This is a genomic window from Agrobacterium sp. LMR679, from assembly GCF_027157905.1.
GTDB lineage: Bacteria > Pseudomonadota > Alphaproteobacteria > Rhizobiales > Rhizobiaceae > Agrobacterium > Agrobacterium leguminum.
This window is the reverse complement of the sequence record NZ_JAPVOJ010000002.1, coordinates 447,843-473,254: the sequence shown is the minus strand read 5'-3', so window position 1 is coordinate 473,254 and position 25,412 is coordinate 447,843. Positions and strand designations below refer to the sequence as shown.

20 protein-coding genes and 2 pseudogenes are annotated in these 25,412 nt (G+C 61.3%); 10 read left to right on the top strand and 12 right to left on the bottom strand.

Features of this window, described 5'->3' with window-relative positions:
* Position 1: 1 nt before the first annotated feature.
* A complete protein-coding gene (locus O3W47_RS13105) occupies positions 2-967 on the bottom strand; it encodes an MBL fold metallo-hydrolase (RefSeq protein ID WP_269313910.1) in 966 nt (321 codons plus the stop codon).
* Positions 968-1,054: 87 nt separating this feature from the next.
* On the opposite strand from O3W47_RS13105, the gene O3W47_RS13100 reads away from it, so the two are divergent.
* The gene (locus O3W47_RS13100; protein WP_142845435.1) at positions 1,055-2,008 is read left to right on the top strand and encodes a LysR substrate-binding domain-containing protein; all 954 of its coding nucleotides are present in this window, start codon (positions 1,055-1,057) and stop codon (positions 2,006-2,008) included.
* A gap of 196 nt (positions 2,009-2,204) precedes the next feature.
* Here the strand turns inward: O3W47_RS13100 and O3W47_RS13095 are convergent, their stop codons facing one another.
* The 5 genes and pseudogenes from O3W47_RS13095 to O3W47_RS13075 all read right to left on the bottom strand — a co-directional run bounded on the left by O3W47_RS13095 (position 2,205) and on the right by O3W47_RS13075 (position 9,562).
* Positions 2,205-2,618: a GNAT family N-acetyltransferase gene (locus O3W47_RS13095; protein WP_127757789.1), complete on the bottom strand. Its 414-nt coding sequence runs from the start codon at positions 2,616-2,618 to the stop codon at positions 2,205-2,207.
* An 89-nt stretch (positions 2,619-2,707) separates the two neighbouring features.
* Positions 2,708-4,791, bottom strand: a pseudogene (locus tag O3W47_RS13090) (hypothetical protein).
* 1 nt (position 4,792) lies between these two features.
* Complete coding sequence (locus O3W47_RS13085) at positions 4,793-7,603, bottom strand: DUF4159 domain-containing protein (protein WP_269313909.1); 2,811 nt, start codon at positions 7,601-7,603, stop codon at positions 4,793-4,795.
* A complete protein-coding gene (locus O3W47_RS13080; RefSeq protein WP_174034300.1) occupies positions 7,600-8,514 on the bottom strand; it encodes a DUF58 domain-containing protein in 915 nt (304 codons plus the stop codon). The genes O3W47_RS13085 and O3W47_RS13080 overlap by 4 nt, the downstream gene beginning before the upstream one ends.
* A 37-nt stretch (positions 8,515-8,551) precedes the next feature.
* A complete protein-coding gene (locus O3W47_RS13075) occupies positions 8,552-9,562 on the bottom strand; it encodes an AAA family ATPase (RefSeq protein WP_065113889.1) in 1,011 nt (336 codons plus the stop codon).
* A 175-nt stretch (positions 9,563-9,737) separates the two neighbouring features.
* Between O3W47_RS13075 and O3W47_RS13070 the strand changes: the two genes are divergently transcribed.
* The 3 genes from O3W47_RS13070 to O3W47_RS13060 are packed head-to-tail and all read left to right on the top strand — an operon-like array spanning position 9,738 to position 12,255.
* On the top strand, positions 9,738-10,367 hold the full coding sequence (locus tag O3W47_RS13070) for a DUF1285 domain-containing protein (protein WP_269313908.1): 630 nt from the start codon (positions 9,738-9,740) through the stop codon (positions 10,365-10,367).
* Positions 10,364-11,002 carry an NUDIX hydrolase gene (locus tag O3W47_RS13065; protein WP_080816253.1) on the top strand — a complete coding sequence of 213 codons (639 nt, stop codon included), beginning with the start codon at positions 10,364-10,366 and terminating at the stop codon, positions 11,000-11,002. Before O3W47_RS13070 ends, O3W47_RS13065 begins: the two co-directional genes overlap by 4 nt.
* Positions 10,999-12,255, top strand: coding sequence for a CCA tRNA nucleotidyltransferase (locus O3W47_RS13060; RefSeq protein WP_269313907.1), 1,257 nt, complete (start codon positions 10,999-11,001; stop codon positions 12,253-12,255). The genes O3W47_RS13065 and O3W47_RS13060 overlap by 4 nt, the downstream gene beginning before the upstream one ends.
* Positions 12,256-12,279: 24 nt before the next feature.
* Here the strand turns inward: O3W47_RS13060 and O3W47_RS13055 are convergent, their stop codons facing one another.
* The 3 genes and pseudogenes from O3W47_RS13055 to hemF form a co-directional block, all read right to left on the bottom strand.
* Positions 12,280-12,465, bottom strand: a complete 186-nt coding sequence (locus tag O3W47_RS13055) for a DUF1059 domain-containing protein (RefSeq protein WP_003523091.1) — start codon at positions 12,463-12,465, stop codon at positions 12,280-12,282.
* A gap of 228 nt (positions 12,466-12,693) precedes the next feature.
* Complete coding sequence (locus O3W47_RS13050; RefSeq protein WP_269313906.1) at positions 12,694-12,963, bottom strand: hypothetical protein; 270 nt, start codon at positions 12,961-12,963, stop codon at positions 12,694-12,696.
* A 123-nt stretch (positions 12,964-13,086) separates the two neighbouring features.
* A pseudogene (gene hemF, locus O3W47_RS13045) lies at positions 13,087-13,997 on the bottom strand (oxygen-dependent coproporphyrinogen oxidase).
* A gap of 129 nt (positions 13,998-14,126) precedes the next feature.
* Between hemF and O3W47_RS13040 the strand changes: the two are divergent.
* Positions 14,127-14,402, top strand: coding sequence for a hypothetical protein (locus tag O3W47_RS13040; protein ID WP_003523094.1), 276 nt, complete (start codon positions 14,127-14,129; stop codon positions 14,400-14,402).
* Positions 14,403-14,438: 36 nt separating this feature from the next.
* Here O3W47_RS13040 and O3W47_RS13035 read toward each other — a convergent pair whose 3' ends face one another.
* Entirely contained in the window at positions 14,439-16,091 is a 1,653-nt protein-coding gene (locus tag O3W47_RS13035) for a Na/Pi cotransporter family protein (protein ID WP_080816260.1), read from the bottom strand.
* Positions 16,092-16,263: 172 nt separating this feature from the next.
* Positions 16,264-16,725 (bottom strand): tRNA (cytidine(34)-2'-O)-methyltransferase, encoded by a 462-nt coding sequence (locus tag O3W47_RS13030; protein WP_269314835.1) that lies wholly within the window; start codon positions 16,723-16,725, stop codon positions 16,264-16,266.
* Between the two features lie 246 nt (positions 16,726-16,971).
* Here O3W47_RS13030 and O3W47_RS13025 point away from each other — a divergent pair, with 246 nt between their 5' ends.
* The 3 genes from O3W47_RS13025 to O3W47_RS13015 all read left to right on the top strand — a co-directional run bounded on the left by O3W47_RS13025 (position 16,972) and on the right by O3W47_RS13015 (position 22,240).
* Entirely contained in the window at positions 16,972-17,847 is an 876-nt protein-coding gene (locus O3W47_RS13025) for a phosphodiesterase (protein WP_137003845.1), read from the top strand.
* Between the two features lie 380 nt (positions 17,848-18,227).
* Positions 18,228-20,078 (top strand): ABC transporter ATP-binding protein, encoded by a 1,851-nt coding sequence (locus O3W47_RS13020; protein ID WP_003523098.1) that lies wholly within the window; start codon positions 18,228-18,230, stop codon positions 20,076-20,078.
* A 218-nt stretch (positions 20,079-20,296) separates the two neighbouring features.
* A complete protein-coding gene (locus tag O3W47_RS13015) occupies positions 20,297-22,240 on the top strand; it encodes an ABC transporter ATP-binding protein (RefSeq protein WP_442864621.1) in 1,944 nt (647 codons plus the stop codon).
* 9 nt (positions 22,241-22,249) lie between these two features.
* On the opposite strand, the gene O3W47_RS13010 is transcribed toward O3W47_RS13015, so the two are convergent.
* The gene (locus O3W47_RS13010) at positions 22,250-23,182 is read right to left on the bottom strand and encodes an endonuclease/exonuclease/phosphatase family protein (RefSeq protein WP_269313905.1); all 933 of its coding nucleotides are present in this window, start codon (positions 23,180-23,182) and stop codon (positions 22,250-22,252) included.
* A gap of 309 nt (positions 23,183-23,491) precedes the next feature.
* Between O3W47_RS13010 and petA the strand changes: the two genes are divergently transcribed.
* Positions 23,492-24,070 carry a ubiquinol-cytochrome c reductase iron-sulfur subunit gene (petA, locus tag O3W47_RS13005; RefSeq protein ID WP_080816272.1) on the top strand — a complete coding sequence of 193 codons (579 nt, stop codon included), beginning with the start codon at positions 23,492-23,494 and terminating at the stop codon, positions 24,068-24,070.
* A 14-nt stretch (positions 24,071-24,084) separates the two neighbouring features.
* Entirely contained in the window at positions 24,085-25,407 is a 1,323-nt protein-coding gene (locus O3W47_RS13000) for a cytochrome b (RefSeq protein WP_080816276.1), read from the top strand.
* The last annotated feature ends 5 nt before the right edge of the window (positions 25,408-25,412 follow it).

Genomic DNA, 25,412 nt, shown 5'->3' with positions numbered 1-25,412 from the left:
CTTACAGGGCCGTGTAGTTGACCGGCAGCCAATCGTAATTGGTGCTGTCGGCGCGCACATGGCCGATGCCAGGGAAGGCGATATGCGCGCCGGCCACCAGATATCTGCCTTCCACCGCCTGCCGGAATGCCAGATCGCGCGCGACCACGGCGGCCTTCTGGTCGACGTCGAATTCGATGGTCACATCCGGCTCATCGAACTGGAGGATATCTCCATGGGTGATATCGCCCCAGAAGACGATTTTCTGGCCATCGCTTTCGAGAACGACAGCGCTGTGTCCGGGCGTGTGGCCAGCGTAAAGGACAGAGCCGAGACCGGGAACCGGCGCGGCATTGTCGCCGAATGTCTCGAATTTACCGGCGTCGATATAGGGCTGGATGCTTTCCTTGGCTTCGGCATAACCCTTCTTCAGCGCTTCAGGGGCTGCCTTGGCTTTTGCCTCATCAAGCCAGAACCCGGCTTCGCGCGCATTGACCCTCAGCGTCGCATTGGCAAAGACGCGTTTGCCATCTGCCGATAGCCCGCCGGAATGGTCCGTGTGGATATGGGTGAGGACAATATCGTCTATCTCGTCGGTTTTATAACCGGAGGCCTCGATATTGGCGACGAGCCTGCCGAGGGATGGGCCGAGATAGGTGCCGGTGCCGGCGTCGATCAGCACAAGCCTGTCTCCGGTGTTGACGAGAAATGCGTTGACCGAGGTAGGTGTCTGTTCCGGCAGGAAAGCGTCCTGCAAGACCTTTGCCGCATGTTCCGGCGTGGTGTTGGTGTAAATCTTGGCGAGCGGCAGCGCGATGACGCCGTCCGAAAGGGCGGTGACCTCCACCTTGCCGACCATCAGCCGGTAAAAGCCGGGTGCCTGTGTGGCGGCCAAGGGCGCCTTGGCGAATGCGACGGCGGGGGCAACGAAAGGGGCGGCGAAGATGGTGCTGGCGGCGCCTTTGAGAAGTGAGCGACGGGACGGCATTGGGGGCTCCTGGGTTGAGGGAATGTCTTGAAACTTTCCGCACTCCAGCTAAGTGTAGGGAGGTCAGCAATCAAATCGATGTGACTTATGCAAACTATCGATCATTTCAATCTCCGTTCCTTTGACCTCAATCTTCTCATCGCTTTCGATGCGATGATGGAGGAGATGAACGTTACGCGCGCCGCGCGTCGGCTGAAAATCCAGCAGCCGGCCATGAGCCATAATATCTCTACCCTGCGCACCCTGTTTCAGGATGAGCTTTTCATCCGCGTGGGGCAGGAGATGAAGCCGACGGCACGGGCGCTCCATCTGGCCGGCCCGGTGCGCCAGGCGCTCAGGCAGGCGCAGGCGGCGGTGCTGACGGCGGATGTGTTCGATCCGGCCACCGAGCGCCGCACGTTCCGGCTCGGCATGTCGAGCGAGGTGGAGCTGTTGCTTTTGCCGGATCTGACGGCGCGGCTGCGGGAGATTGCGCCCGGTATCCGCATCCTGGCCCGCAGCGGGCAAGAGCAGGAAATTACCGCGATGCTCGATACGGGCGTGATCGACATGGCTGTCGGATGCACCTATTCGAAGGAGCAACGCCACCATTGCGAGCCGCTTTATTCCTCCAGCGTGCTCTGCTGTTTCAACCCGGCCTTGCTCGATCTGCCCAATCCCGTCGGGCTGGATGCCTATATGGAGGCGAAACATGCGGTCATATCGCAGACGGACAGCCTGCATGGCTGCATCAAGGATGCACTGGAACTGAGCGGCTTGGAAATCGATGTCGTCGCGGCCGCGCCGGATTTCCTCTCGGTGCTGGCGACCGCGCGGTCCTCGGCGGTACTGGCGACCGTGTCCTCACGCATCGCGCTGCGTTATGCGCCAATGCTGGGGCTGGAAATAAGCCCCGTGCCGGTGACGCTTAGTTTCCCGCCGGTCGCCATGGTCTGGACATTGCAGACAGATGCGGATGCCGGAGCCGTGTGGCTTCGCCAGCAAATCCGCGAGGCCATGGGCCGAACGGTGGACGGTGGGGTATCGGGGATCGCCGCCTAAAGCATGTCTCCCAAAACTGTGCAGCGGTTTTGGCAGACATGCATAAAAACAAAGAGATAAAGCGCGTCGCATTTAATCTGCTTCCACAGTACACGACAGTTGAAATCATCGACGGCGCTGGGTGTTGTTACCCCCTCTGTCCTGCAGGACAGAGGGGGTAACGACACGCGCGGTCGTCGACGATTTTCAACACCTGCTAGAAACGTTTCTCGAGCCATGTGATCGACTGGCCGCTGGAAAGGGGGCCAAGCGAGCCAATCTTCGTGAAACCGTAGCGCTCATAGGTTCTCAGGGCATCCGGGTTCATCGTGTCGATATAGGCCCCCATGCAGCCGCGCTTTCTGGCCTCCGCCTCCGCCATGGCAAGCAGCTTCGGGCCTGTGCCCTGACCGCGCATGGTTTCCGGCACGAAAAGAAGCTGCACGTAGAGCCAGCCGCGAGCGGTATGGCCAACCAGACCGCCGGTGACGATATTGTCGTCATCGCGAATGGTGATGTTGAGTTCGCGTTTGTCGCTTTCGCCGAAACGGGCGAGATTATAGGCCACCAGCGGATCGCGAATGGCCTTTTCGGCCTCTGCATCCGCGATGTCGCTCAAAACGAAATTCATGTTCATCTTCCCGGGCCGCCGGGCGGCGGCCGTTTCCCGTTTTCCATTCCGAGACGTGAAACGCCTTGAGCTTTTCGCTGGAAACGCCCTTACCTGCCCTCACGCCACCACAGCGCGGAGAAGGCGAGCAGCAGGGCGGCAAGTCCGGCAAAACCGGCAAAGAGCGGTAGGGTGTTGACGCCTTTCAGCACCGTCTCGTCGGTCAGACGTATCAGCATGCGATCCTCGTCGGCAACCCTGATGTCACCCCGCACCGGCAATATATCCGGCAGCGCGATGCGGCCGGAATTATCGGCGACACGGTGCACGCTGCCCCTGGTGGCGTCGGCCAGCGGCTTCAGCGTCTCTGTCGTCGAAATCATCGCCTTGAATTCCGGCGCATCCACCGCGCCGACATGGACGAGGGTGGTGAAATCGCCGTTCTTGATTTCGAACAGGCCGGTTTCGTCCATGCGGCGCTCGATCTTGTAAAGACCGGGCTCGGTGGTGGTGAAGGCCATGTTTTCGGTCTTGCCGGAGGGAAACGCACGCTTGCCTGACCGGGATCGTCGCCGATGGTCTGGCGGGTGATTTGCAATGTGCGGCCATTGGCCCGCGCCGTCAGCGCCTCTTCTTCAAGCTCGGGTTCCTTCATCAGCCAGTGGGCGATGCGGCGATAAAGCGCCACATGCGGGCCACCGCCTTCGAAACCACGCGCCCACAGCCAGCCTTGATCGGACAGAAGCATGGCGACACGGCCTTCGCCCTGACGGTTCAGCACGAGAAGCGGGTCCTGCCCATCGCCCAGCATCACGGTCTGGCCCTGCGGCGGGTCAACGCTGATGGTGCGGAACCAGCGGCCCCATTGCGGCGGCTCGTTGGCCGATCCATCCAGCCCGCGGGTGACAGGGTGCTTCTTACCCGCTTCCGAAAGGCGAGGATAGAATGCCGCCTGATGCACCTGACCCGTGGGTTGAGCCGGCAACACGGAGGCGAGCGGCGTCATGGCGATTGAATCCTGACCGGCATGTTCCGGGCCTGCGGCAATCAAGAGCGCGCCGCCCTTTTCGACATATTGGGCGATGTAATCGTAATAGAGGATCGGCAGCACGCCGCGATGCTGGTAGCGGTCGAAGATGATGAGGTCGAAATCCTCGATCTTCTCGACGAACAATTCGCGGGTCGGGAAGGCGATCAGCGAGAGTTCGTTGATCGGCGTGCCGTCCTGTTTTTCCGGCGGGCGCAGAATGGTGAAATGTACCAGATCGACCGAGGCGTCGGATTTCAGGAGGTTACGCCAGGCGCGTTCACCGGCATGCGGCTCGCCGGAGACGAGCAGCACGCGCAGATTCTGGCGGATGCCTTCGATCAGGTGAACGGCGCGGTTGTTCGCAGCAGTCACTTCGCCGGGAAGCTCGGCGACGGAAAATTCCATGACATTGTTGCCGCCACGCGGAACCTTGAAGCTGAACGGCGTCGGTTGGCCGGGTGTGGCCTGAAGCGTGGCGATTTCTTCGCCGTTCATCTTCACTGTCACTTCTGCCGAGCCGCCGCCTGCGGGGCGGCCGTCATCAAAGACACGCAGCGTCAGCTGCTGCTCTTCATTGACGATGCCGAAGCGCGGGGCGCGGACGATCTCGATGCGGCGGTCGAATTCGTCGGCCTTGCCGGTGATCAGCCCATGCACGGGGGCGCGGAAGCCGAGCGCCTGTTCGGCATTGGGCAGGGCATTCGGGATATCGTGGATCTGTCCGTCGCTGAGGAAGATCGCGCCGCCGACGCGGGATGGTGAGACATCGGAAACGGCGGAGGAAAGCGCCGAGAAAAGCTGGGTCGAGGGGGAATCGCTCTCGCCATCGTCGCGCACCTCCACGATGCGCGGTTCGATGCGAGGGAAGCGCGACAGCCGGTCTTTCAGCGTCGTGAGCGCCGTATCGGTCATCTGCGGCCGGTCTTGCACGTCCTGGCTCTGCGAGCGGTCGACGATGACGGGCACGATGGTGGAAAGCGGCTCGCGTTCCTCCTGCGTCAGAAGCGGATTGGCGATGGCAGCCAGCAAGGCGGCGAGCGCCAGCCCGCGCAGCCATGCGCCGCGCACGCCACGCCACAGGCCGATGAAGGAGAGCGCAAGAGCGGCGACGGCCAGAACGGCGATCACGATCCACGGCAGGAAGGGGGAGAAGGTCAATGTCATGTCACTGCCCCAACCGTTCGAGAAGTGCGGGAACGTGGACCTGATCGGCCTTGTAGTTGCCGGTCAGCATATACATCATGATGTTGACGCCGGAGCGGAAGGCATGTTCGCGCTGCATCTCGTCCGGCGGCACCGTTGGCAGAACCGGCGCGCCCTGCGGATCGACGGCCCAGGCGCCGGCGAAATCATTGCCCGTTATCATGATCGGCGTCACGCCATCGCCGGAGGAGGAGAGGCCGGAGGTGGTCTTGGCGGCTCCCTGTCGCGATTCCACCCAGAGCGGCGAACCATTGTAACGGCCGGGGAAATTGGTGAGCAGATAGAAGGACCGCGTCAGAACGTGGTCTTCCGGGACAGGCTCCAGCGGTGGGATATCGATATTGGCGAGGATCGCCTGCAGGCGTTCGCCGTTAGGACTGGTCGCGCCGGTGTCGAGCGAAGAGAACTGGTCACGGGTGTCGAACAGCACGGTGCCGCCCGCGCGCATATAGGCATCGATGCGCGAGATGGCGGCGCTTGAGGGCATGGGTGCCGTGGCGGAAACCGGCCAGTAGATGATCGGATAGAAGGACAATTCATCCTTGGAGATATCGAGTCCAACCGGCTGGCCGGGTTCCAGTGTCGTGCGCCAGGTCAGGAATTCGCTGAGACCCTGGAGACCCTGCTCGGAAATGCGGTCGACATCATCCTCACCGGTGCGGACATAAGCGAGATGGGTAGTGTCCAGCCGCTCGAAAATCTGCTCGTCGCCGGGTTTCGGATCGTCGGCGCGGGCGTCGGTTGGCGACATGGCGGCAAAGGCGCCGAGCGCCAGCAGCACGGTGGCGGCGGTGGCGCTGCGGGCTTTCGGCAAGCGTGCGAAGGCTCCGTTCATGAAGAGCACGATCAGGCTGTCGGCGATCAGCATCAGGAAGGCGGCGATGAAGAGCGCCGGGCGCAGCGATTTCGCGGTTTCGCCGATCAGGGCTTCGCTGGTGGTGCTGACACCGGCGGCGGACATGTCGAGCGGGCGCAGCGTCGCACCTGCGGGCAGGAGGTTGAGAGCCACGAAACCATCCTCCGTGCCATAGAGGCCGGGGGGATTGTCGAAACCGGTGCGGGGCGGCTGGCCGGCACGCATTTCCAGCGGCCGGGCAGTGCCGATCTCGGCTGAAAGCGCACCTTCGGCCGTCAGCAGCCGGAAGGGCGGAAGGGCGGCAGCCGGGGCGTTTGCGTTGGCGGAAGCGCCGCCCGCCTTCGACAATTGCACGATACGGCGCAGCATATCGACGAAATGGCCCGAGATCGGCAGGTCAGACCAGCTCGCCTCAGCGCTGACATGGAAGAGCACGATGCGGCCAGCCTCGACATTGCGGGTGGTGACGAGCGGCGTGCCATCGGCAAGGCTTGCCCAAGTGCGCTCAGCCAGATCCGGCGTCGGTTCGGCCAGAACCTGACGTTTGACGAGGACGCCATCGGCCTTCGGCATGCCGGCAAAGGCGCCGAAATTCGGGAAATCGGCAAGCGGTTGCGGCTCGGCCCAGGAGAGCGCGCCGCCAAGCGCGCGTTCGCCCTGTCTGAGTGTTACAGGCACCAGCGGATCGTCGGCCGGGGCTGCGGCAAGGCGCGGTCCGGCAAAACGGATCAGCGTGCCGCCACCGGCGAGCCAGCGTTGCATCGGCTCATAGGTTTCCTGCGGCAGACGGCCGATATCGGCCATGACAATAACCGAAGGATTGGATTGCAGGATTTCGGGGATCGCCTGCGCCAGATCGGCCTGTCGCTGTGGGATGAGATCGGCGAAAGGCTGAAGCGCACGGCTGATATAATAAAGCGGCTGCAGCAATGGCTGGAAATCATTGCCGGTTTCGCCGGCCAGCAACGCCACGCGGCGGCGGCGGAAACCGTCATCCAGCAGATGCACCGCACCCGCCGTCGACACGCCTTCGAGGGAGAGGCGGGCGAAATCGTTGCGCAGTTCGAAGGGTGCTTCCACCGTCGCCGTGGTTTCGGCCGCGCCGGGCGCGAAGTTCGCGATGCCGTTGGCGAGAATGCGGCCCTGGCTGTCCTGCGCATTGACGGTTATCCGGGCGGCTTCGGCGGTATCGAGCCGCGACAGTGTGACGCTCATGGCATCGGCATTGTTGGTGGCGCCGGTAATGGCGGTGATCGCCTTGCCGTCGCCCTTCACGATGCGGAATTCGGCGGGGGAGAGGCTGGCAAGCGTTCTCATCGCGCTTTCATCCTGCGCGGTTTGAACGCCATCGGCAATATAGGCGATCGTGCCGGGGGCCGTGCCGTTCAGCGCCTCGGTAATGGCTTCCGCCGTGCGGATACGATTTGGAACGAGCGGCTTCGGCTTTGCTGCGGCGAGCTTTTCCAGCGCCACGGCTGTCGTTCCCGATACGGCATCATGTTCGGCATCGGCGGTGAAGCTGATGGAGACGGGGCGGTCGGCGCGCTCCGCATCGCCGATCAGGGCCTGAGCGGTGGCCACGCGTCTTTCCCAGTCGGGCGCGGAGGCCCAGCTATTATCGACCACCAGCACCAGCGGGCCGCTGCCGGCGATGCTGTTGTTCCGTGGGTTCACCACCGGATCGGCCAGCGCAAAAATCACGGCGGCGGCAAGCGCCATGCGCAAAAGGGTCAGCCACCACGGGCTTTTCGACGGTGTTTCCTCGCGTTTCAGCACCGTCGCCAATATCTTCAGCGGCGGAAAGACTTCCGCCTTGGGGCGCGGTGGGGTGAGCCGCAGCAGCCACCAGATGGCGGGTAGCGCCAGCAAGCCGAAGAGGATGTAGGGGCTGGTGAAGACGAAAGGCAATGCGCTCATCGGTGCCCACCGCCCTGTGCTGGCGCGCCGGAAAGATACATGTGAACGGCCACAAGCGCCTCGGAAGCCAGATGATCGGTGCGGTGGAAGACGAAGTTCCAGCCGAGACGGCGCAGTGAAGAGGACAGCGCCTCGCGTCTTGCGAGATAGGCGCGGGTGTAATCCTCGCGAATGGTCTCGGCGCGGCCAGACACCAGTTTTTCGCCGGTTTCCGGATCGGTAAACTCGGTGCGGCCGGAATAGGGGAAGGTTTCTTCGGCCGGATCGGCGATTTCTACCACATGGCCGCGCAGGCCGCGCCGGGCGAGCGGCGAAATCTTCTCCATCACATTTTTCGCATCATCGAGAAAATCACCAATCAGAACAATGTCGCTCGCGCCGCGGATCATGCCTGTTTCCGGCATACCCGTTGTCAGCGGCGCGTGCATGATGGCGGCGGCCAGCCGTTCGGCGGCGTTTCTGGCCGAGACCGGCTCCATGATGCCGGGGCAACCAATGCGTTCGCCAGAGCGCGCCAGGATTTCCGCCAGCGCCAGCATCAGTACCAGCGCCCGGCTTTCCTTGGAGACGGAGCCGAGGGTGGATTTGAACATCATCGACGGCGACATGTCCGCCCAGAGCCAGATGGTGTGGGCTGCCTCCCACTCCCGGTCGCGCACATAAGTATGGTCGTCGCGGGCCGAGCGCCGCCAGTCGATGCGCGACAGGCTTTCGCCTTCGGCATAGGGGCGGAACTGCCAGAAATTTTCGCCGATGCCGCGTTTGCGGCGGCCGTGCCAGCCGGCGGTGACGGTGTTGGCGATGCGTTTTGCCTCGACCATGCAGTCCGGCACCAGTGCGGCACGCTGGCGCGCGCGCGCCAGAACTTCGCTACCCGGCGTCTTGTCTACGATCTGGCCGATGGATGCCACAGGCACTCCTTTCGCGAAAGGTTAGGCACGCGTGCTTTTAATTCTTCGCCTGCTCCACGAGGGCCGCAATCACATCGCGCACAGACATGCCTTCGGCGCGGGCCGCAAAGGTCAGCGCCATGCGGTGTTCCAGCACCGGTTCGGCCAGCGCATGGACATCGTCCAGCGACGGGGCGAGCCTGCCTTCATAGAGCGCACGGGCGCGGGCCGTCAGCATCAGCGACTGGCCGGCGCGCGGACCCGGACCCCAGACAACGTGTTTGTCGGTCAATTTGTTGCCATGGCCGGGGCGGGCGGAACGGACGAGCGAGAGGATCGCGTCCACGACCTTGTCGCTGACCGGCATCTGGCGGATGAGGGCCTGGATTTCCATCAGGCGCTCGGCACCGATCACGCCGCGCGCTTCGCCGGAGGCGGTGCCCGTCGTGTCGAGCAGGATCTGGCGTTCCGCGGCAAGCTCGGGATAACCGACATCGACCTGCAGCAGGAAACGGTCGAGCTGGGCTTCGGGCAGCGGATAGGTACCTTCCTGTTCCAGCGGGTTCTGGGTGGCGAGAACGTGGAACGGCTTCGGCAGCTCATAGGTCTGGCCGGCCATGGTGATGTGATATTCCTGCATGGCCTGCAAAAGTGCGGACTGCGTGCGCGGGCTGGCGCGGTTGATTTCGTCGGCCATCAGCAGCTGGCCGAAAATCGGACCCTTGATGAAACGGAAGGAACGGCGACCGTTCTCGTCCTGATCCATGACTTCGGAACCGAGAATATCAGAAGGCATCAGGTCCGGTGTGAACTGGATGCGGTTGGCATCGAGGCCAAGGACGGTGCCGAGCGTGGTGACGAGCTTTGTCTTGGCGAGGCCGGGAACGCCGACCAGCAGCGCATGGCCGCCGGAGAGGATGGCGAGAAGCGTGTTCTGCACCACTTTTTCCTGGCCGAAAATGACCTTGGAGACCTCCGTGCGGATGGCCGCTATGTCGGAAAGCGCCTTTTCGGCCGAGGCGACGATGGCCTTTTCATCGAGGGTTTCGCCGGTATTCATCACGCCCATGTCGCTCTCCTCATACCTTCGCCGCTGTCGCATTCGCATCCCGGTTTTGCTGGTTGCCAACCGGGGCGGATTTTGCGCTGCATCTAGCTTATTGCTCTCTTGGCCGCTGACAAGCGCCATTCGAATGACTATGTCGTGACTTAGTATTTCCTTATCGGCAAAGCGAGACTCGAATATGGCAGCGGAGACGATAAATTCGGCTGGTGATGCGGCGGGGCTTGCGGCGATGATTTCCCGTGCCGCCGAACAGAGCGGCGACGCCAAGCGGGGGCCGGCCCCGGTGGAGCGCTGGAATCCGCCGTTTTGTGGTGATCTCGACATGGAAATCCGTGCTGACGGCACGTGGTTCTACCTCGGGACACCCATCGGACGGGCACCTCTGGTTCGGCTGTTTTCCACGGTTCTGCGCAAGGATGAGGACGGTAAAACCTATCTTGTAACTCCTGTGGAAAAAGTCGGCATCCGGGTGGTGGATGCACCCTTCGTCGCCGTGGAAATGACGGTGACTTCCGCTGGTGCGGATGGCGAATCCCTGCTGACCTTTCGCACCAATGTCGGCGACGTGGTGGAGGCAGGGCCGGAGCATCCGCTGCGCTTTGAAATTTTCGGTGAAAACCGCGAATTGAAACCCTATCTTCTGGTGCGCGGCCGGCTGGAGGCGCTCGTCTCACGGGCCGTGATGTATGATCTCGCGGCACTCGGCGAGGTGATCGACGTGGATGGCGTCGACATGTTTGCGGTGCGCTCGGGCGGGGTGATCTTTCCGGTGATGCCCGCCAAGGAACTGGAACGGCTTTCACAATGACGATGATGACAACGGGCCTCAAGGCTTTTACCGCCACCGATTTCCGCCGCCGGGTGCTGCAGGAAGGCGAGGGCGTGGCCGAGCGGGAAAATGGCGACCATGTGCTCAATCCGGGCGTGGTGCTGTCTGGCAACGGCATCCGGCTGAAGGATGCCGCAGTGCTGATACCGGTTATCGACGATGGCAACGATGCGCGGGTGATTTTCACCCAGCGCACCGCAACCCTGCGCCAGCATTCAGGCCAGATTTCCTTTCCCGGCGGCGGCATCGATGCCGAGGACCGCACGCCGGAAGAGGCGGCGCTGCGCGAGACGGAAGAGGAGATCGGCCTGTCGCGGTCTTTCGTGGAAACGGTCGGGCGCCTGCCGGATTATATTTCTGGGACGGGTTTTCGCATCAAGCCGGTGCTATCAGTCGTCCGCCCCGGCTTTGATTTAACGCTTAATCCCACTGAGGTGGACGAGGTTTTCGAGGTGCCGTTGTCCTTCCTGATGGACCCGGCCAATCACGGCCGCGGCAGCCGCATCTTTCAGGGGAAGGAGCGGTTTTTCTACGAAATGCCCTATGGCGAACGCTATATTTGGGGCATTACGGCGGGCATCGTGCGAACGATTTACGAGAGGTTTTATACATGAATAGCCTTGCCGGGCGGGACTGGTTTGAAAAACCGGCGCTGAAGCGCATCTTTACGCTTCTGAATGCGGATGGCGGCGAGGTGCGGATCGTCGGCGGCGCGGTGCGCAATGCGCTGATGGACCTGCCGGTGGTCGATGTCGACATGGCGACGACGCTGACCCCTGACGTGGTTGTTGCTCGGGCCAAGGCTGCGGGCATCAAAGCGGTGCCGACCGGCATCGAGCACGGCACCGTAACGCTGGTGATCGATGGCGAAGGTTTCGAGGTGACGACGTTGCGCCGCGATGTCGAAACCAATGGCCGCCACGCACAGGTAGCCTTCGGCACTGACTGGCAGACCGACGCCGAGCGGCGCGACCTTACCATCAATGCCCTCTATGCCGACGAAAAGGGTGAGATCATCGACCTTGTCGATGGTCTTCCTGATATCGAGACCGGCACGGTGCGCTTCATCGGCGATGCGGCGATGCGGATTTCGGAAGATTACCTGCGGATTCTCCGGTTTTTCCGGTTTTTCGCCCATTATGGCTCCGGTCGCCCGGATGCGGACGGCTTGCGGGCGAGCGCGCGGGCCAAGGACAAGCTGGGCACCCTTTCGGCCGAGCGGGTGTGGAGCGAGCTGAAAAAGCTGCTTTCCGCCCGCGATCCTTCCCGCGCTCTTTTGTGGATGCGGCAATCGGGTGTTCTGGCGGAAATTCTGCCCGAAACGGAAAAATGGGGCATCGATGCCATTCACGGGCTGGTGGCGACGGAGCAGGCTCTCGGCTGGGCAGTGGACCCGATGCTGCGGCTTGCCGCCATCGTGCCGCCGGACAGGGACCGGCTGGCCGCCCTTGCCGCGCGCCTCCGGCTGTCGAAAGCCGAGGCGGGTTATCTTGCCCATTGGGCTTCGGCTCCGGCGGCTGATCCCGAGCTGAAGGAGACGGCGCTCGACCGGCTGCTTTATCGTCAGGGCGTCGAAGGCGTGAAGACGCGGCTGAAACTGGCGCTTGCTTCGGCCCGTGCCGATCTTTCGGCTGGCGACACCGCCATGCAGAAAGTGGCGCGGCTTTCGACTTTGCTGGCGCGGGCGGAAAAATTCCACAAACCGGGCTTTCCGCTGAGCGGTGCTGATGTGATGGCCGCGGGCGTCGAGGCCGGCCCGAAGGTGGGCGAAGTGCTGAAAAGCCTCGAGGAAAAGTGGATCGACGTCAATTTCTCACTCGACCGGGCAGCTTTGACCGCCCGGCTGAAGGATATGCTGGAGAATTGAGGTCAGCGACGGCGGCGTTGCGGCTCAGGCCGCATTTGCCTCGTCGCGAATGCGGGATTTGATGTTTTCGATCATGTTCTCGCGGATGACGGTTTCGCCGTGCGCCGATCGCATATGTTCCACGGTGCGGCGCACAACTTCGGCGTCGTCATCTGCGCGCGTGTGCCAGGCACAGCCGGGCACGAGCGTTCCACATTCAAACAGTCTCATGGTCTTGCCTCCCTGTTTTAGAGCGCCATGCATCCGTTCGGACGCATAAAGGACGCTCTAACATCTTGAGTCTGCACATTCTTCCTGTCGAAAACCGGAATCGATTTTCGACAGGAAGAATGTGCGAGAGCGAGGGACAGCAATTCAATTGCCTGCTGTCCCTCCGACAGGAAACGAATGTTCACCGCTTATGTTCCAGAGCGGCGTCCTTCGACCTTATTCAGGCCCCTATTCGGGCATCGCCCAGCACTGGAAAACAGAGGATGTGCCGGCTGCCGGAATTTTTGTACGAGGCATTTCGTCATTGGCTGCCCGCCATGCCGTTTTTTGTCCGGCCAGCGAGCGTTTTACCTGTTCGACATAAAAGGAATGCGGCAGTTCGCGATCACCCGTGGCGCGCATTTCCGCTGCCAGACGGTCGATCAATTCCGGGGTATCGATGGATTGTGGCGCTCCCTCGGGGGAAGCAGAGATAGGCATGCTGTTCGAAGTAATCATGACGATAGCTCCTCCAGTACGTCTGCGGGGAGGAGACTATCATTGCCTTGATTTTTCCATAAGTCCTAATTTGCGCTATTTGCGACAAATTGGCTGATGAGCGTCAAATTTGCGTGAGGTTTTTTAGGGCCAGCGCACCACCGGCGGCAGCGAGGAGAGAATCGATTCGACGTTACCGCCGGTCTTCAGGCCGAAGATCGTGCCGCGATCGTAAAGCAGGTTGAATTCCACATAGCGGCCGCGGCGGATGAGCTGCTCGTCACGATCTTCTTCCGTCCAGTTCTGGTTGAAATTGGCGCGGACGATTTTCGGATAGACCAGATTGAAGGCGCGGCCGACATCCTGCACGAAGGCAAAATTGGCGTCCCAGCCGCCATTTTGCTCCTGCGGGTGCAGCCAGTCGAAAAAGATACCGCCGATGCCGCGGGCTTCGTTACGGTGCTTCAGGAAGAAATACTCGTCGCACCACGTCTTGTAGCGCGGATAATCGGCAACCGGATGGCGGTTGCAGGTGATTTCGAAGGCACGGTGGAAAAGCTGGCTGTCCGGGTCTTCCTGCGTCCGTCTGCGTCCCAGCACCGGCGTCAGATCCGCACCGCCGCCGAACCAGTGGCTGGTGGTGACGACCATGCGGGTGTTCATGTGCACGGCCGGCACATTGGGGTTGACGGGATGGGCGATGAGCGAGAGGCCGGAGGCCCAGAAACGCGGGTCTTCTTCCGCACCCGGTATCTGCTTGCGGAATTCCGGCGAGAATTCGCCATAGACGGTGGAGGTGTGGACGCCGACCTTCTCGAAGACGCGGCCTTCCATCATCGACATCTTGCCGCCGCCCCCTCGCCATTGTCGCGCAGCCAGTCTTTCTGGACGAAACGGCCGGGCTCCTGATCGGAAAGAGGGCCGGTCAGGTCGTTTTCGAGGGTCTCGAAGGAGTTAACGATGGTGTCGCGCAGATGCTGGAACCAGGCTTGGGCAAGGGCCTTCTTGTCTTCGATGTCGTCGGGCAAGCCCTTCGGCAAGATTGGCCGTTCCATGCGTATTCTCCTTTGGTGAAGTCGATTCCCTGTCGCGTCTAGCAGGTGCAGGCCCCGCGCACAAATTCGACTCGCCAAGTTCACATGCGGGCACTATCTTTATCGATGTAGGTGCCAGAGGTGAATATCATGACGAAATTTACCGGACCGCCGCCCCTGGACGGGCTGAAGCGCAGGATCGCCAATCACCGCAAGGCGCGTGAAGGCTCGGGCGACGACAAGACACGTAATGGCATGTTCGTGCGGCAGACCTTCTGTCTCGGACGCGAGGAAGCCCGCGCCAAGGCGCGCGAATGGTTCGACAGCTTTCCGAAAGCGGCCTACTGGACGGAAGTGGAAAGCTGGCGGCAACTGGAAGGCGACCGCATCGAATTCACCATGCGACGGCTTCCTTCTGCCGATTGAAGTTTAGAGCGGTTTCGCATTTCCCCGGAAATGCTTTCAGGCGCGGGGCTCGGCATAACGCAGGCGGCTTTCGATCAGCACGCCACTTTCATCCAGAATGGGATGCGCCACCGTGACGATATGGGCGTTGATGCGTTTGAGGTCGCGCAGCATGTCGAGATGCAGCGAACTGGTCTGCATGCTTTCCGCCAGCCCGTCGCGCAGCCGCTCCAGATGGCGGTTGGAGGACTGTTTTTCGAGGCGGCGTATATCCACCTTGCTTTCCATCAGCCTGCGGGCGAGCTCGAAATCGCCGGTTACCAGAATGCTCTGGGCGGCGCGCAGGTTCTCGATGGTCATGTCGAACAGGGTTTTCAATTCCTCATAACCGTCATCGGAAAATTTGAAGCTGTTCAACACCTTCTTGCGGATCTGCTCGCAAATGCCCTTTTCGATGATATCGCCGATATGTTCGAGGTTGATGGCATAATCGATGATGGCGATCGAACGGCGCGCTTCTTCGTCGGAAAGCCCCTTGCGTCCCAGCTGCGACAGATAGACCTTCACCTCCTGCTGGCGGCGGTCGACCTTGTTTTCGAGCAGGGAAACCTCCTGAAGCGGTGCGAGATCATTATGCTTGAAGGCGTTTTCGGCGCGGATCAGCATCCGCTCGATGCTGTCGCCGACGCTTAAGACTTCCCGGGTGGCGTTGGCAAGCGCCACGACCGGCATGTCCAGTGCCTGCTGGTCGAGGAAATTCGGGCCGTCTTCGGCTTTCGGATCGCCCGGCACCAGCCTTGCCATCAGGTCGGACAGGAGGCCGGAGAAGGGCCAGGCCAGCGCCGCCAGAATGACGTTGAAGATCAGATGGGCGTCGACCGGCAATTTTGCAGGCGAAAGCGGCAATTGCTGCAGGAACTCCGCGCCATAGGAGGCGAGTGGCAGGGCGATGAGGCAGCCAATGGTGCGCACCAGAAGGTTGCCCATGGTGATGCGCCGCGCCGAGGCGGGGCCGGAAAGCGTGGCGATGACCGGCGGAATGGCGCCGCCGAGATTGGCGCCGAGAATGAGCACGATGATGAGGCCGGTGGAAAGCGTGCCGGTGGCGGCCAGCGACAGTATGAGCACCACGACGGCGAGGCTGGAAGACGAAACGAAGGCGAGCACGGCGGAAAAGATCAGCGCGACGGGCCACGCCCCGTCAAGCAGGCCGATAAAGACGCCGAGAGCCGGCGAGGTGCGCATCGGTTCTGTCGCGCCGCTCAACAGATGCAGCGACAGAAGCATGAGGCCGATGCCGATCAGCGCCGTTCCGCCGCCCTGCCGGGCGTTGGAACTGCCCTTTTTCAAAACAATGCCCGCAAGGATCAACAGCGGCGACAGCCATTCCACCCCGGCTGCCACGATCCATGCGGTAACGGCGGTGCCGACATTGGCGCCGAGCAGCACCACCTGCGCCATGCGCGGCCTGATGAGGTCTCGTTCAGCAAAGGAGGCGACGGTGAGCGCGGTCGCCGTCGAACTTTGCAGCGCGACGGTGGCGAAGAAGCCGGAAAAGAAGGAGCGCGGACCGTTCTGGGTGCCGGTGGCCAGCACGCTTCGCAGTTTCATGCCGAAGGCGCGGGTGACGCCATCCTTGACCTGGGCAAGGCCGAAGAGCAGCAGCGCGACGGCGCCGAGAAGGTTGACGATGACAATGGTGGATTGCATGCGACGTCTCCTCACACCCGCCGGCGGATGGTTCCGGCGAGCACGATTTTTATTGTCCGGCTAATTAGTATAGGAGCCTCGATGCCCCCGGTACAGGCCGGGTTGCGACAGTTTTGAAGTAAAAACGGTCAAATTTTGTATTTGCCCGAAAAATTGGCGTTAAAAATGGCGCCTATGCCCATGCCACCTGACGCAAAGCCTCGCCGGCGATCATCGCCGCCGACATGGCGACGTTGATGGAGCGCTGTCCCGCCACCATGGGGATGATGATTCGCACCTCTGCCTTTTCATGCACATGGTCCGGTACGCCCGCACTTTCGCGGCCGAAAAGCAGGATGTCATCCTTGCGGTAGGCGATCTTCGTATAGCGCAGGGCGGCTTTGGTGGAGGCGAGAACGAGACGGCGGCCGGTGGTTGCCCGCCATTCCTCGAAACGGTCCCAGCTGACATGGCGCGTCAGCGCCGCCGCCGCGATATAATCCATGCCCGCCCGTTTCAGATTACGGTCGGAAATATCGAAGCCCGCCGGCTCGATGATATCGACGCCGAGGCCGAGACAGGCGGCCAGCCGCAGGATGGTGCCGGTGTTGCCGGGAATATCGGGCTGGTAAAGGGCGATCCTGATTTCGGGCATGGTATCGGGCATGGACGTCTCACTGCGATTGGGGTGCCCGTCCGATTATCACGGGCAGGGGCCGGGCGACAGCTATGCTGTGAAAAGTCCCTTTGAGGCGTTGTTCCCGGCTCAATGTTCATTCGCGTGACATACAGGGCGGCTACCCATTCACCAGCGCATCGTCGGGTTTGCCCGGACCATCGTGAATGGTCGGGACAGGCCGTTTCGAGCCGGATTTTCTGCACGCAACAACAGGAGGACATCATGTCCGAACGGGTGAATTTCGTCCATCTGACCGATCTGCATGTGGGCAATCCGCAGGTGCAGGACGATGATCTATATTCCGAAACCTCGGCCACGCTTTCCGCGACGCTTGCGCAGATCAAGGCGCTCGTGCCGCCGCCTGAATTCATCGTCGCCAGCGGCGATCTGACCAACAGGGGCGATGCCGGCAGCTATGAGGAACTCAAGCGGCTGATGGCGGAAGCGGAACTCGATATGCCGGTGCTCTTCGCGCTCGGCAATCACGACCGCCGCGACGGTTTTTATCCGGTCATGCTCGACCGCCATGAGGATCTGGACGAGCCCTATGACCATGCCGAGGTCATTGCCGGCATCCACATCATTGTCATGGACACCAGCGTTCCGGGCAAGGTCGGCGGTGCTTTCGAGCCGGGGCAGATCGAATGGCTCGAGGACGAACTTGAAAACCACCCCGAACTGCCGAAGCTGCTGGTGATGCACCATGCGCCGGCGCTCGATTTCGACCGCCCGGAGGCGGAGTGGGAATCGCTTTCCTTCGCGGATACCGAGGCGCTGGACGAGGTGCTGTTCGAGCATGATGTCATCGGCATTCTTGCGGGCCACATCCATTACGACCGCATGTCGCACTGGCAGGGCATTCCCGTCGTGGTCGGCATCGGCCAGCATTTCGCCACCGATCCGCTTTGGCTGCATGAAGGCGTGCGCATGCTGTCCGGTGCGTCCTTCGCCATCGGCACGATAAGGGACACGGGGCTGACTGTTACCTTTGCGCCGCAGCCCAGCGACCGCCGGGAATTGAAGCGGCATACGCAGGCCGGAATGGTCGAGTTGATTGCGAGCTATGAAAGCGCGGAGGCGCAGGACGCGGCCGAATAGGGCGACGTGCGCATCGTTTAACGGGCGGAGACCTCGCGGGGTCATCTCCGCCCGTTCGCCTTTGGGCGGCACCTGCGTGTTTTCTCGCGTATTCGGTGTCTTTCCGACTGGTCATTGACTAAATTTTGCGCTACAAGGCCATATCTTCAACACCAGCCAAGGGAGGTTCTCATGCCAAATGATATTCGCATTCGCCTCCCGGCCCCCGTCGTGCCGCTGCTGGCTTAGGTGTTACTCCGCGGTTCGCCCGCGTTTCCCATTTTTCGATTCGTCATGTGGCTGTCACGGCCATATCCAAAGACTTTTCCGTTCCGTCGTGAGCCATATTTGTGTCCGCTCACCATGTCACGATGGAGCGATTGATTGCCGGAGCTTGGCCTATGTTTGGCTGGTTTGAAAAACGCCTCGATCCTTTTCCCTCTTCGGCGCCCTCCGTGCCGCCAAAGAAGCTTTTGCCGTTCCTGTGGCATTATGTGAAGCCCGCATGGCCATGGCTCCTGCTGCTCGGCCTGATGTCCATGGGCATCGCGATTGCGGAAGCCATGCTCTACAAATTCCTCGGCAATATCGTCGACTGGCTTTCCACGGCCAATCGCGAGACGTTTTTTGCCGATGAGGGCTGGCATCTGATCGGCATGGCGGCGCTGGTGCTCTTCGTGCTGCCGCTGATGGGCGCGATCCACACCATGACGATGCACCAGACGCTTGCCGGCAATTTCGGCATGATTGCGCGCTGGAAGATGCACCGTTTCCTGCTGCGCCATTCCATGAACTTCTTCGCCAACGAGTTTGCCGGCCGCGTTTCCACGAAGGTGATGCAGACGGCGCTGGCGATCCGCGAAGTGGCGCTGAAGGTGATCGACGTCTTCGTTTATGCGATCAGCTTCGTCGTCTCGATGCTGTTCATGGTCGCGGCGGCGGACTGGCGGCTTGTCATTCCGCTGCTGGTCTGGCTCGGTATCTATATGGCCATCCTCGCTTATTTCGTGCCGAAGCTCGGCCGGCTGGCGCAGGAGCAGGCCGATGCACGCTCGATGATGACGGGCCGGATCGTCGACAGCTACACCAACATCTCGACGATCAAGCTGTTTTCCCATGCGGGTCGCGAGGAAAGATATGCGCGTGAGGGCATGAACGTGTTTCTCGGCACGGTTCACCGCCAGATGCGCAAGATTTCCGGCTTTAACATCCTGATCGACCTCAACAACGCCCTGGTGCTGTTTTCCACGGCGGCGCTCGGTCTTTATTTCTGGATGCAGGGTTCGGTTACGGCCGGTTCGGTCGCCATCGCCATCAGCCTTGCCATGCGCGTCAACGGCATGTCGCAGTGGATCATGTGGGAAGTCACCTCGCTGTTCGAAAATATCGGCACGGTCTATGACGGCATGTCGATGATGACGAAGCCGCACGATATCGTCGACGTTCCGAAAGCGCCTGAGCTCGCCGCCCCGCAGGGCGCGATCCGTTATGACAATGTCCGTTTCCACTACGGCAAGAACAAGGGCGTGATCGACGGGCTGACGCTCGACATCAAGCCGGGCGAAAAGGTCGGTCTTGTCGGGCGTTCGGGTGCGGGCAAGACGACGCTGATGAACCTGCTTCTGCGCTTCTACGATCTGGAAGCGGGCAGGATCACCATCGACGGTCAGGACATTTCCAAGGTGTCGCAGGACAGCCTGCGCGAGCTGATCGGCGTCGTGACGCAGGATACCTCGCTGCTGCACCGGTCGATCCGCGACAACATCGCCTATGGTCACCCCGAGGCCACGGACGAGCAGGTGATCGCGGCGGCGAAGCGGGCGAATGCCTGGGACTTCATCGAAACCCTTGTCGACATGCATGGCCGTCAGGGCCTCGATGCGCAGGTGGGCGAACGCGGCGTGAAGCTCTCCGGCGGCCAGCGCCAGCGTATCGCAATCGCCCGCGTCTTCCTCAAGAACGCGCCGATCCTGGTGCTGGACGAGGCGACTTCGGCGCTCGACTCCGAAGTCGAGGCGGCGATCCAGGAAAACCTGTTCTCGCTGATGGAAGGCAAGACGGTGATCGCGATCGCCCACCGCCTGTCGACGCTGACGGAAATGGACCGGCTCATCATTCTCGACAAGGGCCGGATCGTGGAGGCGGGCAGCCATGCGGAACTGGTGGCGATGGGCGGTATCTATGCCGACCTGTGGCGGCGCCAGTCCGGCGGCTTCATCGCCGACCATGAGGCGGAAGTGGCGGCAGAGTAAGGAAAGACGGAGGGCGGGTTTCCCGCCCTCAGGTTGACAACAAATGCTGAAAACCTCTCCTCCGTCATGCTCGGGCCTGTCCCGAGCATCTGCCACCGTTGAATATTGGACAGGTGGTTAGATCCTCGGGACAGGCCCGAGGATGACGCCCGGCGTGAAGGAAGGTTGTCATCAGTCTCAGGCCGGTGGAACATTCCCCGCCCTTTTTCATTCCCCGAATGTTACCGAAATATAATCTCTTCCCGAAGCCTTCGCGGCTGTTCCCGCTCCGGGAATCCGCCTATATCCGGATCATGGTTATTACCCGCATCTTCGAGTTTTTCGAGAACTGGATAAAGCCCTTCGCCCGCAAGGACCATTTGCGGCCGCCTGAAAGCACGTTCGCCTTTATCTGGTTTTACATCTCGCAGGCCAAGGCGCCGTTTTTCGCCATGCTGGTGCTCGGCGGGCTGACCGCGGCCATCGAGGCGGCGCTGTTCTGGTTCGTCGGGCGGCTGGTGGATATTCTCTCGACGGTAAAGCCGGAAGAGGGCTGGGCGGGGCTGCTTGCGGCCCATGGCGGCGAGCTGGTGGGCATGCTGGTGCTTATCGGCGTCGTGCGTTTTATCGTCACCATGGTAACGGCGCTGGTTGATCAGCAGATCATCACGCCCGGTTTTTACAATCTGGTGCGCTGGCAATCCCATATGCACGTGGCGCGGCAATCGCTGACCTTTTTCCAGAACGATTTTTCCGGCCGCATCGTCACCAAGGTCTGGTCGGGCGGGCAGGCGGCGGGCGATCTCGTCACCTCGCTGATGGAAAGCGTGTGGTTCGTCGGCATTTATTCCGTTTCCATGCTGTTCCTGATTGGCGGGCTGGACTGGCGGCTTGCGGTCGTCGTCGTCGTCTGGGTGGGCATATTCTCGCTGCTGGCGCGCTATTTCGTGCCGCGCATCCGCTACCATTCCAAAGAAACGGCGGAAGCCGCCTCGATGCTCTCCGGCCGCATGGTGGATGCCTATAGCAATATCCAGACGCTCCGGCTGTTCGGGCGCGACGACGCCAATGACCGCTACATGCGGCAGGGTTTCGACATTTTCCAGCATGCGACCATGACATTCACCCGGTTCATCACGGGCGTGCGCGCCTCCATGGCGCTGCTGTCCGGCGTGATGATCACCTCCATGGCCGCACTCTGCATCGATTTGTGGCTTTCCGGCAAGATCAGTTCCGGTGCTGTCGCCTTCACGCTGGCGCTGGTGCTGCGCCTCAATTTCCTGCTCGGGCGGCTGATGACGCAGTTCAACGGCATCATGCGCAATTTCGGCACGGTGCAGAATGCCGCCGAGCTGATTTCGCAGCCGATCGGTCTCGTCGATGCGCCGGAGGCGACGGTGTTGGAGGTCAGGAAGCCGGGCATCCGTTTCGAAAATGTCAGCTTCCATTACGGGCGCGCGAACGGCGTCATCGACCATCTCAATCTCGAAATCAGGGCGGGCGAGAAGGTAGGCATCGTCGGACGCTCCGGGGCGGGAAAATCCACCCTCGTCAATCTGCTCCTGCGTTTTTACGATGTTGAAAAAGGCCGCATCCTGATCGACGGGCAGGATATCGCCAGGGTGACGCAGGAATCGCTGCGCGCCCATATCGGCATGGTCACGCAGGATACGTCGCTGCTGCATCGCTCCATTCGCGACAATATCCTGTTCGGCCGTACAGACGCGATCGAAGCGCAATTGCAGGAGGCGACGCGGCGAGCCAAGGCGGATGATTTCATCGCCAGGCTCGAGGATCAGCGCGGTCGCAAGGGGTTCGACGCACATGTGGGCGAACGCGGCGTGAAATTGTCCGGCGGCCAGCGACAGCGCATCGCAATCGCCCGCGTGATGCTGAAGGACGCACCGATCCTCGTGCTCGATGAGGCGACGTCGGCGCTCGATTCGGAGGTGGAGGCGGCGATCCAGAGCAATCTGGACGAGTTGATGCAGGGCAAGACGGTGCTGGCCATCGCCCACCGCCTGTCGACCATCGCGGCTCTCGACCGGTTGATCGTGATGGATCAGGGGCGCATCGTCGAACAGGGCAGCCATTCCGATCTCGTTATGCAGGGCGGTCTTTATTCGGAACTCTGGGCGCGGCAGTCGGGCGGTTTCCTTGCCGCGGACGAAGCGGCGCAATAAGGCCTTTGGCTATTTCCCGATCATGAAATCCGCCATCAGGCCATAATGATTGGAACCGAGGCTGTCGGGCAGGCGGGTGGTTTTCATCAGCGTCGCCGGTTCGCGGGCGAAGATGTGGTCGATGGTGATGCCGAAGCGGCCGGCCTCCGTCGGCCATGTGGCGGGTTCGAAGATCGCTTTCTTCAGATCGTTGGCGGCGAGGAAAGCGCGCATGTCAGGGGCGATGCTGGCCGAATTGAAATCTCCGGCCAGAATGAGAGGCCCGGTGACGCGAAAGAGAATTTCACTCACTTCATCGAGTTCATCGCGATGATAATCGTCGAAATAGGGCTTGGTGATATGCCCGGCAGCGATCGTCAGCTCCGTGCCGTCGAGATCGATATGGGCTATGGCGAACCGGTCCCGCCGAAGATCGCTGAGGCTGTGGAAACGGCCTTCCAGCAACGGTCTTTTTGACAGGATGACCAGATCGCATCCGGGCGTTCCGGTGTAACAGCCAAGCCTGTGCGGATAGGTTTGCTGAAGACGCGGCAGGGCCGATTTCAGCGCCGCCGCCTCGAAGAGATAGACCGCATCCGCACCCGATTCGACAATCTTCTCGGCAATTGCATCCGCATTGGCGGCATTGTCCATCAGCACGTTGAAGGAGAGCAGCCGGAAGGGTTTGGCGCCCGGCGCGGGGGTGGCGGATGTGGAAAATTCCAGAAGCATGGCAATGGCATGGATGGCGAGCGCAAGCGACCAGACGACGAGGAGCGCCGAAACCGCGTCGCGCGTCAGCCAGAAAACGAGGCATGAGAGCAGGATACAGACGATGGCGATGTGCAGCTGGAAACTGGTGACGAAGGCGAGAAGCCAGAAATCCGTCACATAACGCAGGCTGGCGACGAAAAGAACGGCAGCCACCGCCGTGGAGACCATGCAAGAGAGCTTCGCCGTCATCCGAATCCCTGCTTTCCGCGCTCTCCCTTGAAGTCTCCTAACATGGTGCATGGATGCGCACAATGTTGCCCGCCTGCCAAGGACGGCGAAAAAATGCGAGCCAAATCGGCCCCCTCCGGCAGAATTACGGCAGCTTTGTGTGCTTTGCTCTTGCCAAGTCAGTCAATATTTTGCGATCAAACACATGACGCGGTTTCTCAAATGCCGCGAGAATGACCAGGACGATGGGACGGAGTTTGTCTTGGATCAAATCATAGCGGGAGGACTCATGCGATTTACGGCAAAAACAGCGCAGAGGATGGTGTAGCGGTGAGCGAGCACGTAACCAATCACGACGCTTCGGGTGAACCGACCCGTCGCGATTTTCTTTACCTAGTGACGGGAATGGCGGGCGCTGTCGGTGCTGCCGCCGTCGCATGGCCCTTTATCGACCAGATGCGTCCCGATGCATCGACGCTGGCGCTCGCCTCCATCGAGGTGGATGTCACGGCCGTCGAGCCGGGCATGTCGCTTACCGTGAAGTGGCGCGGCAAGCCGATTTTCATCCGCAACCGCACGGAGAAGGAAATCGAGGAAGCCAAGGCCGTCGCTCTCGGCGATCTGAAGGATCCCGTGGCGCGCAATGCCAACATCGCCGTCGACGCGCAGGCGACGGATATCGACCGCTCCGCCGGCGAGGGCAAGGAAAACTGGATCGTCATGGTCGGTTCCTGTACCCATCTCGGTTGCGTTCCGCTCGGCCAGGCCGGCGATTTCGGCGGGTGGTTCTGTCCCTGCCATGGCTCGCACTACGATACGGCGGGCCGCATACGTAAGGGTCCGGCGCCGGAAAACCTCGCCATCCCGACATTTGCATTCACATCCGATACCGTGATCAAGATCGGATAAGGGGACAGATATTCATGAGTGGTCATTCCAGTTATCAGCCGTCCACCGGCATCGAAAGGTGGATCGATTCGCGGCTTCCCTTGCCGCGCATGATCTATGACAGCTTCGTTGCCTATCCTGTCCCGCGTAACCTGAACTACGCCTACACCTTCGGCGCGATGCTTTCCGTCATGCTGCTGGTGCAAATCCTCACCGGCGTCGTGCTGGCCATGCATTATGCGGCCGAAACGACGGTCGCCTTCAATTCCGTCGAAAAGATCATGCGCGACGTCAACCACGGCTGGCTGCTGCGCTACATGCATGCCAACGGTGCGTCGTTCTTCTTCATCGCGGTTTACCTGCACATCGCCCGCGGCCTTTATTACGGCTCCTACAAGGCCCCGCGCGAAATCCTCTGGATTCTCGGCTGCGTGATCTTCCTGCTGATGATGGCGACGGGCTTCATGGGCTACGTTCTGCCCTGGGGCCAGATGTCCTTCTGGGGCGCAACCGTCATCACCGGCTTCTTCACGGCCTTCCCCGCCATCGGCGAATGGATCCAGCAGTTCCTGCTCGGCGGCTTTGCCGTGGACCAGCCGACGCTGAACCGCTTCTTTGCGCTTCACTATCTGCTGCCCTTCATGATCGCAGGCGTCGTGATCCTGCACATCTGGGCGCTGCATGTGACCGGCCAGACCAACCCGACCGGCGTTGAAGTGAAGAGCAAGACCGACACGGTTCCCTTCACGCCCTATGCGACGCTGAAGGATGCACTCGGCGTTTCCGTGTTCCTGATCGGTTATGCCTGGTTCGTATTCTACATGCCGAACTTCCTTGGCCACCCCGACAACTACATCATGGCCGATCCGCTGAAGACGCCGGCGCATATCGTTCCGGAATGGTACTTCCTGCCGTTCTACGCCATGCTGCGCGCCATCACCTTCAACATCTGGATCATCGATTCCAAGCTGGGCGGCGTTCTCGTGATGTTCGGCGCGATCGTCGTGCTGTTCTTCCTGCCCTGGCTCGATACGTCGAAGGTGCGTTCCGCCGTCTATCGCCCCTGGTACAAGATGTTCTTCTGGCTGTTCGTGGTCAATGCCATCATGCTCGGCTGGCTGGGTTCACGCCCGGCGGAAGGAACTGGCCTGATCGGCCTGCTCACCGGCGAGCTGAAAGGCAATTATGTCGGCTATTCGCAGCTCGGCACGCTTTATTACTTCGGTTTCTTCCTCGTCATCATGCCGATCCTCGGTCTGGTCGAAACGCCCCGGCGTATTCCGAATTCGATTACCGAGGCCGTTCTCGAAAAGAACGCCGCCAAGACGGGTGCCGCATCTGCGGCTGCCGAAGTCTGAGCGCG